We start from the raw sequence: 9,750 nt of genomic DNA on the forward strand, positions 1-9,750 counted from the left end.
AAACCATTTATTGTTAAGGTTTAATAAAGTCATGTTTTTGGTGAGTCCCTGAGGAACCCTTGGGCCTTAGTACTAGGCGCCTTTGGGTAGCCTTGATAGCCCGTTAAGAGGGCTGTTGTATAATATTAAGTCCGATGGAACGGTAAGCTTATTACATGTTTTCGGAGCCGCCCATCGGTAATTAACACACACTACAGCCCTTAGGGCTGTCAAGGCCGCCGTCCATCATGGAAAGTTTAAATCCCACAGTACTATTTTATGTAATTCTATGAAATCAAGAGATTATGGGATATAGACTCTAATAATAGGGGGTTTCTCCGTTCCAGGCATACAGGAACTCCTAATTTTTTAGCTATATCAAAAGGATCGATTCTTCCACTTAACCCTAGTTCCTTTCTAATTTCTGCCACATAACCAGCTGGTGATAAACCCGGTATAAATTTCACCCCATAATAGCACCTCTTTAGATTTTTACATATCACTTAAATGCCTGGCAATAATATCTGCGTCTTTTTTACTTAAACCCAATCCATCGTCCCGGGCTGCAATTCCAGCAGGTTGTTCTAGCTGTTCCGTTTGGTTCACCATTGCTCTAATTTTTTCCCTGGAAAAACGCCATTCTCGCCCTACTTTCACAGCTGGCAGTTTTCCTTCTCTTAGCATATTATATATGGTCTGGTTGCTGACCCGAAAAAAATCAGCCACTTCTTCCACATTCATTATTTCAGGGTAATTGTCCTGTTTGATTGCACCTTCTATAAAATATTGCATAGCCTTTACATCGTCCGGCTCGTAAGCTTCCTCTCCACATGAATGACAAACATATACACTCAGGCCTTTAAATACTACTGTTTTACCCTTCCAGGTTGTTTCCACGTCTTTTTGCACTTTGCTCATTTCCCCATCGCAAACGTAACACTGCATAAAACACCCTCCCCATATTGGGAATTATTATCTTCTTCTTTTCATAGGCCCCAAATCTTCCCAAACTTCATCCCTAAACCTGCAATCAGTTACTATGACCGGTCGTGGTTGAACAGATGCCACAACCATATAAAAAATTGTACCATCATCGCATTCATTTTGTAGCAAATATTTAATGTCCCTTCCGTGGTCCTGGTGCTCAAGGTATTGACCTTCCAATAAATAAGCATCTTTGGATATCATCATCGCTTACGTCTCTTTCGCCCATTCTCGTATGTGCGTGTGTTGAGATAATATAATTTCTACTATACCGAATTCACGGGCCACAATAGCACCGTGAGAAAGCCCCCAGCGCCTCCAGTAGCGTTTTTACTCATAACAAAGAAACAACCCCACATAATTGTGCACGAAATGTCGGATGGAATCATTCAATTCCTGCTATTCTATTGGTGGGAGGTCCTCTCAATGAATTTACTTGAAAAAATGAATGGGGCGTTAACGTATGTTGAAGAGAATCTTACTGGTGACATTGACTTTAAAAAAGTCGCCAAGCTGGCTTGCTGCTCTGAGTATCACTTCAAAAGGATGTTTTCATTTCTTGCGGGTATTACGCTGTCCGAATATATCCGCCGCAGACGCCTTAGCCTGGCGGCATTTGAACTTAACCGTAGTAATACAAGGATAATTGATGTGGCGATTAAATATGGATACAGTTCACCTGATTCCTTTACCAGGGCTTTTCAAAGTTTTCATGGGGTAACACCATCGGAAGCCAGAAATAATGGGCAATCACTCAAAACTTATTCACGCGTAACCTTTCAATTATCTATTAAAGGGGGAAGTGAGTTGAACTACCGAATCGTAGAAAAAGAGGCGTTTCGAATAGTCGGTATCATGAAAAGAGTTCCGATTATTTTCCACGGAGTGAATCCGGAGATTGCTTCAATGTGGAAAACTTTAAATGATGAAATGATAAATAAACTTAAACAGCTTTCTAATGTCGAGCCTTTGGGACTGCTTCAGGCATCCACAAATTTTTCCGAAGGGCGAATGCAGGAAAAAGGAGAGCTTGATCATTATATAGGTGTGGCAACAACTAATGAGTGTCCGGGTAATCTGATACAACTTGAAGTTCCTGCCTCAACATGGGCTGTATTCGAATCAGTTGGACCATTTCCGGATACGTTGCAAAATACCTGGGGACGCATCTATTCCGAATGGTTTCCATCCTCAAACTATGAACAGGCAGAAGGACCGGAAATCTTGTGGAACGAACATTCAGACATAAATTCACCAAATTTCAAAAGCGAAATATGGATACCAATTTTGAAAAAATAATGCTCGGGGAGGAACTGGACGGGTCCGCCGGGCGTCCCCATCAAGTTCCTCCCCAAAGGGGACAGTCCCTCGCTAAACTCTTTGATGCTCTGTTGAAGGGCTTGGAGCAAGCTCAAGGGCCGCGCTTACACTGGTATTTGTCGTATTTTTTAGGTATATTGATATTGAGGGTATTATTTAAATCTTTAACTGACACCGGAAGGAGACTTTCATTTGACTGCCCCAAATCCCGCAAAGATTAGTTTTAGTGAAGCATTTCAACTTATTGATTTAATAAAAAACCAAATAGAATCCGTCATAATTGGCAAGCAAAGTGCCGTAGAACTAGCCCTGACCGCTTTGCTGGCCCGGGGGCATATTTTGCTGGAGGACCTGCCGGGGACGGGAAAGACAACGCTGGCCAAAACCATTGCCCGTTCCCTGAGCTGTGATTTTAAACGGATTCAGTTTACTCCTGACCTAATGCCGTCTGACGTAACGGGAATGAATTATTACAACACTAAAACCGGCACATTTGAGTTTCGTCCCGGGCCTGTGTTAACGAATGTTTTACTGGCCGACGAAATCAACCGCACTACGCCCCGGACCCAATCAGCCCTGCTGGAAGCTATGGAAGAAAAACAGGTAACCATTGATGGTGTAACCCATCCCCTGCAGCAGCCTTTTTTGGTGCTGGCCACTCAAAATCCCATAGAATCCGAAGGCACCTTTCCCCTGCCCTTTGCCCAGCAGGACCGTTTTTTAATGAGAATTAAGCTGGACTATCCACTAAAAGCAGATGAAAGCATAATTTTACAAAAGCACACTTTTGGCGACATCGTCGCATCACTGGAGCCTGTTTTAAGTCTGGATCAAGTTTTAATGGTCCAGGAATTGACGCAGCAGGTTTACCTGGAAGAAACCCTGGTGCAATATATTTTAGATTTGGTTGAGATCACCCGCCAAAGTGAGACTGTGGAACTGGCCTTAAGCCCCAGGGCATCCATCAGCATGGTTAAAGCCGCCAGGGCTATGGCACTGGTCAAGGGGCGCGATTATGTCCTGCCTGATGACATTAAGCTGTTATGTATCCCGGTTTTTGCCCACCGGTTAAAACTGAAAAAAGCAGAAAAGTATAAAGGCGCGCAGGTGGAAGATTTCTTGAAGCAGCTTCTGGATAAAATACCTCTCTCTTTAAGGAAACGTGAACAATGAAAAAACCCCGGGTGTTGAGCACTACTCCAGCCGCCGGTGTCAAAGTTCAGCTGGTAGTTGCCGCAGCCGCGCTGGTTACAGTATATTACCGCATGCCGCTGCCTTTTTTATTACTGATTCTCTACCTGTTTTATTTAGTTTGGAGTTACTACTGGACCCTGATGAGCTGCCGCTCCACCGTGGGTGAAAGCAGCGCGGCGCCGGTAAATATTTTTGCCGGTGAAACCTTCAGCCGGGATTTCAGGTTCTATAACGGGTGGCTTTTCCCCCTGGTACGCTGCGGAATTAGTTTTCTTCTGCCGGCCAGGCTTACTTGTTCCAGTGATGTCCCGATAGCAATTTCTAAATTATCCGGCGACAGCGATATCGATTCAGCCACAACCCTGCAGGTATTTCCCGTATGGAATAGCTGCACGGTTTTTTATGCCTGGCTGCCGGAAAAAAAAGAAATTACCGTACGCCTGCAGTTTAAGGCCCCGTCCAGAGGAATTTATTACCTTCCCCCGCCCTGTCTTTTTGTAGGTGATCCCTCCGGCTTATTTCGCGGCATGAACCAGGTGGGCCGGGAGCAGCACTTGTATGTCTTTCCAAGACTCGAGAGTGCCGGGGACATTTTTAAAACGCTGGACCTTCAAGAGAACAACCGCGAAGACAGCTTTGGCCTCGAAGACCGCTACCAGGCCCAGGGGGTTAGAGATTATCAGATGTCCGATTCCCCCAAAAGCATCAACTGGTACGCTACGGCCCGGGCCAATAGTCTTAAAACCAACATTTATCAACGCAAAGACTCCGAATTTTGCCTGGTGGTTTTGGATCTAAGCGCTGCCGGCCAATCCATTTACGCCGACAATTCGGCCCGTCTTGAAGACCCTTCACTGGAAAAAGCTATCAGCCTGGCCGCCGGAATTGCCCTTTTCCACCTGGAGCAGGGGGCTATGACGGCGTTTTTTACCAACGCCCCCACCCTCCGCTGGGAAATATCGGATTCAGGTCCCCGGCCCGATAGAGCCGGAGCATATATGAAAAGGATCAGCCAGATTACAGCTCTGGACTTTGCCGGGGGCACTCCGCAGGCTCAAAAGATACTTAAACTTTGTGCCTCGATAGATGAAACCAACCGGGCCAAGCCTGAAGCCCAGCAAAAATTGTGGTCTTTAATACAAAAGATTCCGGCCAATACATTAATTTATCTGCTGGCTTATCATGATCCTCCCCAAAACTGGCTAAATACGGAGGAAAACAGCGACCACGCCAGTCATGATCCGGCCGGCTTCTACAGCCCGCAGAAACTTGCCGGCCTGGCCTCCTCCAGGGTACGGCTGATAAATTTGTCCAAAGGGAGGGGCCCGAAATGATCTGGGCAGCCACACTGCTGAGCGTATCCGGCTATTGCTGGTACCTGGTTTTCGCTTATATTTGTTCAGCCAATGGCTCCGCAAATTACCCTGGCTTCGGGGCCGGACTGGCCGGTTTTCTTTTATTGGCCGTGCTTCCCACCTTTATCGGCTTTTTTTCCAACAGGAGCCTGTTAACAACAGGACCTACAGTTTTAAAGCTGGCTATAATTAATTTGCTGCAATATCTATTGTATGCCGCCCTTACCGTCCTGGCCGGCACGCTGGTTAAGGCTCACCTGTTAAAAACTTCACCGGAGCTGTTATACTGGAAAGCTTATCTTTTCCCCTCCAGCTGGCAGCTATTGTCCTGGCTGTGCGGCTTATATTTTGTTTTCAAAGCTACCGGCCCGGAGGCTGTTGACCGGCCGGCCAATATCCAGGCATTAGAAATAAGCCTGGTGCTGGTAATTCCGGCGGTTTTCCTGTTAACTTATAATGGTTTTCCCGCGTCGCTGCTGATGCTGCTGATTACCTGCTGGTTTATGACCCTGGCCCTTACCCTGGCTGTAGAGGGAACCGGTTTTTCGGCAGCTTCAGTAATCCGTTATGATTTAATTATTTTTCATGCCGTTATACCGTCGTTGGCGGCTGTAATTATTTTCTTAGCCGCTTTTTGGGGACAAGTACGCAGCTTGCTTCAGACAGCCCAAAAAGCACTGGTCGCCCTTTGGGCTTTATTAATTTATCTGCTGAAATTAATCCCTGCGGGGCCCCCGGCAGCGCCCCTTCCTGATCCCGGGATTACTTCACTATCTATGAAAGCCGGAGAAATGGAACAGGTTCCGCGGATGCCCCCTGTGGTTTTATGCGCCTTTTATTGCGCTGGGCTTATTGCTCCTCTTTATAGGCCTTTGGGGGCTGATTAACCTGTTGAAAACTCGTTTGAGTGCTGCCCCCCGTACCCCCCAGAGAAAATACTCTCTGTTCAGAGGGCTGGCGCAGTTTTGGCGGTGGCTGGCTGTACTTGCTTGGAAGCTGCTAACATCTTGTTGGGGCTTGTTTAAATGGATTTGCGTCCCGGTTGGAAAACTCCGTCAAAAGATAATGGCTGTACTACGCGGGTTGCTTCCCGCCAAAACACCCGACCAAAAAATTTTTCGTGTCTATGAAATTTTTTTACGCCTTGGGCGCCGCTTCGGCTGTCCGAGAAAAACCTGTGAAACCCCGCTGGAATATGTTCGGAGGCTGCAAACGTCCGGCAAAATAGAGCTGTTTCCCGGCGAGGAAGTAGAGGAGCTCACCAGCCTGTTCTTGAAAGCTCGCTACAGTCATGAACCGGTTAGCTGGCAGCAGGCTGCTATAAGTGAGCAGCTGCTTAAAATAATTCGCTCCAAGCTTAAATAAACGCATAACGCCACCCTGTCAACCGCTTTTCATTCTTATAGGGCAACTTGGTGCGTAGAATGTTTAAGGCACGACGCAGTAGCTAAATTATGCGTCTAAATGGTCAAATCAAAGAGAATTAAACTTTAATTAATTCGACAGACCAAGAGGATAGTTTTGAATTACCTTTAAAGGCGAACCCCTTAGTTTTATATAAATTATCGCTGATTTTCACAAGACTCTCAGGACCAGAGTAATCACCATCTTCTGAGACATAGGTAGAAAGAATGGTATCTTCAATCACCATGAATTTCCCAATAAGTAATCCTAAAGCTGGGTTATAGGATTGCCAAGTGGTAAAGTCATTTACAATAGGCATTATTTCATATCGGTTTTGAAATTCAATTGGAAGCAGAGTAAATGGGATTGGTCTGTCTGCTTTAAGGTAAACCTATTTTACGATTGTGTAAAAAGAGGGGCAGTTCTACCCTCTTTTTGTTGTGTTTAAAAATAAAACTAACACTCTCATTTGGAAGAACCAAAAAACGTATAACCGTGAAAAGATAATTATTTCCCTGATAGGTTTTCTTTAGATAGGTCTTCAGTCCATGGTCTTTATCCATTTACTCTTTCCGCAGGCATTATTGCCTGCGTTTTTTGTTAAGTGATTAAAATAAAAATTAGGAAAGGGCGTTAATGAGTTGCAAACTGAACATATCATGGAAGTAGATAATAAAACAAATTGGAAAAAGAACATTAGTCTTTTTTTGGGCAGCCAGGCCATATCACTCTTTGGGTCATCATTGGTTCAGCTTGCCATTATGCGGTATATCACATTAACCACACAATCCGGTGTCATGATGACAATATCTATCATTTGTGGCTTCCTGCCCACCTTTATTCTATCTCCGATTGCGGGGGTATGGGCTGATCGCTATAACCGGAAAACACTTATCATTATGTCAGATGCATTGATTGCGGTTTCCACGCTTATATTGGCCATTTTGTTTTTAATCGGATACGATGCGCTTTGGCTGCTATTTTTGATGTCTGCTATCCGCGCTATCGGTACGGGTATTCAAGTTCCAGCGGTGAACAAGCTTTAAGTTGACATGTCAATAAATAATAAAGTTCCGTACTACGGACGGAAGTAACAATTCAAGTTATGGGAAATATGTTTATCCAAAGGAGACGCTGGAGGAGATGAAGAACTTCTTGCACCGGAAATTGGACGAGCACTTTCCCGGCGCCAAGGAAGGTGGAGTATTTGGTTTAGGCTTAATTCCCACTATATGAATAGCACTAAACTGCTGGCGCAGTGGTTTTAAAAACATTGCGACTAGGTAGTGTAAAAAGTTTTGTGTTTTTTACCCTTTTAAGTCCCACCACTATTTTAGGCGGGATTTTACCTTATCTTGGAAGAAGATGAATAACTGCTGCAACAAAATCTGCCACAATATGACATTTTATCGTTTTAGGGATAGTATCATTTTTTCGGTCAATCGATCAAATTGATTGTGTTTTAATTTGTCTGTAAAAAATGAAATTCTAAGAATATCAAGCTAGGCGGATGTGAGGTTATATGCTTCACGCTAAATATGGTGAATCATAATTAGCTCCGAAGTTTCTAAAATATAAATGTGATGCTCAAGAAGTGCTTTGAAGCGTAAAACTGCACCTGAACTTAATTCATAAGACTGTTCTCCAACCATGATTTTTACCTTGCCAGACAGAACATAACATATCTCTGCTGTGTTTTCATGGAATTTGGGGTCAGACTTAATTGTTGCACCTGCTTTCGCGCGAATGTGAAACATTTCGAAATTAGAAAAATAAATATGTTTTCCCTCAATACTTTCGTTCTTTAAAAGTTCTATCATAGCTTCCTCACAGCGAGTAACCTCAGCCATTCGAACCAGTTCACTCGGCATGAGCTGAAAAACACCAGCTAAAGCGTCAACAGTACCCATTGTGGGATTCACACTGCCATTTTCAATTTTAGCTATAGTTGCTCTTGTTAGGTTGGCAGCTTTAGCAAGCTCCTCAGCCGACATACCCCGTTTTATGCGAAGCGTTCGAACGATTGAAAAATCAAAGCCTCTCACAAAATTCATCCCCTTGTAAATTTAAATTGACATTTTGTATATTATATATTACATTAATCTAAAATCAAGGGGGTGTAACCACAATGAAAACATCGATCATTTATTTTTCTCAAACTGGAAACACCTATAAGATTGCGAAATGCATTTGTGACGGTCTAAAAATCGTAAACACGAACTGCGAATTATCTGCCATGAATAAAATAGATAACAGTTCATTATCAAACTATGACTTGGTAGGCATAGGCTCTCCAGTATTTTACTATAAAGAACCTTTCCATGTTCGGGATTTTATTGAATCTCTTCCAGAGCTCAATGGTCAACACTGGTTTGTATTCTGTACCCATGGAAATGTGTTGGGAAATTTTTTTTCTTCGATGGTAAATCTATTAAAAACCAAAGGTGCTTCCGTCATCGGCTTTCACCATACATACGCTGATATCACCGTTCCCTATTATCCAAGGCCAAGCTATACATCGGGTCACCCGGATACACTTGATTTGGAGCAAGCAAAATCCTTTGGAATAGAGATCGCTAAACTCAGCAATGACATTAAAGAGCTGGGAAAAAAGTCATTCGCTGATAACTTTCCGGTATCTTCTGAGGAATGGATACAGGAAAGTCATCGATTGACCCAAAATATACTTAGTCAGGCTTTGCCGAAACTTAGAATTGATTTCGACAAGTGCATTAAATGTTATGCGTGTGAAGAAAATTGCCCTGTTCAAGGTATTGATATCACAAGCGAACCACCCCGCTTACAAGACCCATGCATATATTGCTGGAAATGTGTAAACATTTGTCCTACGCTTTCTATAGATGCCGATTGGGAACCTCTCGTTCGCATGGCCCCAGCATATTATGCCAGATATAAAAAAGAATTGGATAAGGCTACCGCTCGCAGTGAATTTCGCTGGTTGATTGACCCGAAAACAATTAATTTCGATGACCCATTATTCAAACAACGTAAACGTGATAATAAAGGCAAATAATTAAAATGGCTCTAATATAACAGTCTATTGAAAGGATGTTAATCTTTTGTTTTTAGACAGAACATCAATAAAAATGATGGCATGCTTGGTGATATTATGTGTTACCTGGGGTCTCACTTTTACAGTAATGAAAGTGGGTATTAACTATATACCACCCTTTACGAGCCAATTGCATAATTCTAACCCCATAAAACACAAGGGCTCATTAAACATAGGAAGACAAATTTACCCTAGCCAAAAAAGTTAAAATAGCTCAATAAAGCTGCCAAAAATAAAAGGTTTCACCCGATTGCTATAGAAGTGTTTTTCATTCCCACAACAAAAAACACAAGCGAGGTGAAACCCTACATGTATATTCTTGGTGGAATGCTTTTTTCCTTTGAAGTTTTAGTTAAAAATTTCGATGAGGAAGATAAACTATATCAAATTTTAAAGCAAATTGATTGTAAAGAAATTGAAAAATTAAATGGCTGTTATATT

General features: G+C 43.1%; 10 protein-coding genes and 1 pseudogene. 7 read left to right on the forward strand and 4 right to left on the reverse strand.

What is annotated here, in order from left to right; genetic code table 11:
* Positions 1-471: 471 nt before the first annotated feature.
* On the reverse strand, positions 472-924 hold the full coding sequence (locus tag BM056_RS25090; RefSeq protein ID WP_092476186.1) for a helix-turn-helix domain-containing protein: 453 nt from the start codon (positions 922-924) through the stop codon (positions 472-474).
* A gap of 27 nt (positions 925-951) precedes the next feature.
* Positions 952-1,170: a hypothetical protein gene (locus BM056_RS25095; protein ID WP_092476188.1), complete on the reverse strand. Its 219-nt coding sequence runs from the start codon at positions 1,168-1,170 to the stop codon at positions 952-954.
* A gap of 219 nt (positions 1,171-1,389) precedes the next feature.
* Here BM056_RS25095 and BM056_RS25100 point away from each other — a divergent pair, with 219 nt between their 5' ends.
* The 5 genes from BM056_RS25100 to BM056_RS25945 all read left to right on the forward strand — a co-directional run bounded on the left by BM056_RS25100 (position 1,390) and on the right by BM056_RS25945 (position 6,197).
* Positions 1,390-2,262 carry an AraC family transcriptional regulator gene (locus BM056_RS25100; protein ID WP_092476191.1) on the forward strand — a complete coding sequence of 291 codons (873 nt, stop codon included), beginning with the start codon at positions 1,390-1,392 and terminating at the stop codon, positions 2,260-2,262.
* A gap of 213 nt (positions 2,263-2,475) precedes the next feature.
* Positions 2,476-3,456 carry an AAA family ATPase gene (locus tag BM056_RS25105; protein ID WP_238456663.1) on the forward strand — a complete coding sequence of 327 codons (981 nt, stop codon included), beginning with the start codon at positions 2,476-2,478 and terminating at the stop codon, positions 3,454-3,456.
* On the forward strand, positions 3,453-4,811 hold the full coding sequence (locus BM056_RS25110; protein WP_092476193.1) for a DUF58 domain-containing protein: 1,359 nt from the start codon (positions 3,453-3,455) through the stop codon (positions 4,809-4,811). The genes BM056_RS25105 and BM056_RS25110 overlap by 4 nt, the downstream gene beginning before the upstream one ends.
* The gene (locus BM056_RS25115; protein WP_092476196.1) at positions 4,808-5,719 is read left to right on the forward strand and encodes a hypothetical protein; all 912 of its coding nucleotides are present in this window, start codon (positions 4,808-4,810) and stop codon (positions 5,717-5,719) included. Before BM056_RS25110 ends, BM056_RS25115 begins: the two co-directional genes overlap by 4 nt.
* A 178-nt stretch (positions 5,720-5,897) precedes the next feature.
* Positions 5,898-6,197 carry a DUF4129 domain-containing protein gene (locus BM056_RS25945; RefSeq protein ID WP_131820850.1) on the forward strand — a complete coding sequence of 100 codons (300 nt, stop codon included), beginning with the start codon at positions 5,898-5,900 and terminating at the stop codon, positions 6,195-6,197.
* Positions 6,198-6,315: 118 nt separating this feature from the next.
* Here BM056_RS25945 and BM056_RS25125 read toward each other — a convergent pair whose 3' ends face one another.
* Positions 6,316-6,555, reverse strand: coding sequence for a hypothetical protein (locus BM056_RS25125; protein ID WP_092476202.1), 240 nt, complete (start codon positions 6,553-6,555; stop codon positions 6,316-6,318).
* A 340-nt stretch (positions 6,556-6,895) separates the two neighbouring features.
* Between BM056_RS25125 and BM056_RS25130 the strand changes: the two are divergent.
* Positions 6,896-7,270, forward strand: a pseudogene (locus tag BM056_RS25130) (MFS transporter); the annotation flags it as partial.
* A gap of 498 nt (positions 7,271-7,768) precedes the next feature.
* Here the strand turns inward: BM056_RS25130 and BM056_RS25135 are convergent.
* Entirely contained in the window at positions 7,769-8,281 is a 513-nt protein-coding gene (locus BM056_RS25135; protein ID WP_092476204.1) for an XRE family transcriptional regulator, read from the reverse strand.
* 83 nt (positions 8,282-8,364) lie between these two features.
* On the opposite strand from BM056_RS25135, the gene BM056_RS25140 reads away from it, so the two are divergent.
* Positions 8,365-9,270, forward strand: a complete 906-nt coding sequence (locus BM056_RS25140; protein ID WP_092476207.1) for an EFR1 family ferrodoxin — start codon at positions 8,365-8,367, stop codon at positions 9,268-9,270.
* Positions 9,271-9,750 lie beyond the last annotated feature (480 nt).

This window comes from Desulfotruncus arcticus DSM 17038 (genome assembly GCF_900113335.1).
Lineage (GTDB): Bacteria > Bacillota > Desulfotomaculia > Desulfotomaculales > Desulfallaceae > Desulfotruncus > Desulfotruncus arcticus.

Excerpts from the sequence above, each read along its gene's own strand:
- BM056_RS25110 (WP_092476193.1), top strand. The coding sequence starts at position 3,453 with ATGAAAAAACCCCGGGTGTTGAGCACTACTCCAGCCGCCGGTGTCAAA.
- BM056_RS25945 (WP_131820850.1), top strand. The coding sequence starts at position 5,898 with ATGGCTGTACTACGCGGGTTGCTTCCCGCCAAAACACCCGACCAAAAA.
- BM056_RS25090 (WP_092476186.1), bottom strand. The coding sequence starts at position 924 with ATGCAGTGTTACGTTTGCGATGGGGAAATGAGCAAAGTGCAAAAAGAC.
- BM056_RS25100 (WP_092476191.1), top strand. The coding sequence starts at position 1,390 with ATGAATTTACTTGAAAAAATGAATGGGGCGTTAACGTATGTTGAAGAG.
- BM056_RS25140 (WP_092476207.1), top strand. The coding sequence starts at position 8,365 with ATGAAAACATCGATCATTTATTTTTCTCAAACTGGAAACACCTATAAG.
- BM056_RS25125 (WP_092476202.1), bottom strand. The coding sequence starts at position 6,555 with ATGCCTATTGTAAATGACTTTACCACTTGGCAATCCTATAACCCAGCT.
- BM056_RS25095 (WP_092476188.1), bottom strand. The coding sequence starts at position 1,170 with ATGATGATATCCAAAGATGCTTATTTATTGGAAGGTCAATACCTTGAG.
- BM056_RS25115 (WP_092476196.1), top strand. The coding sequence starts at position 4,808 with ATGATCTGGGCAGCCACACTGCTGAGCGTATCCGGCTATTGCTGGTAC.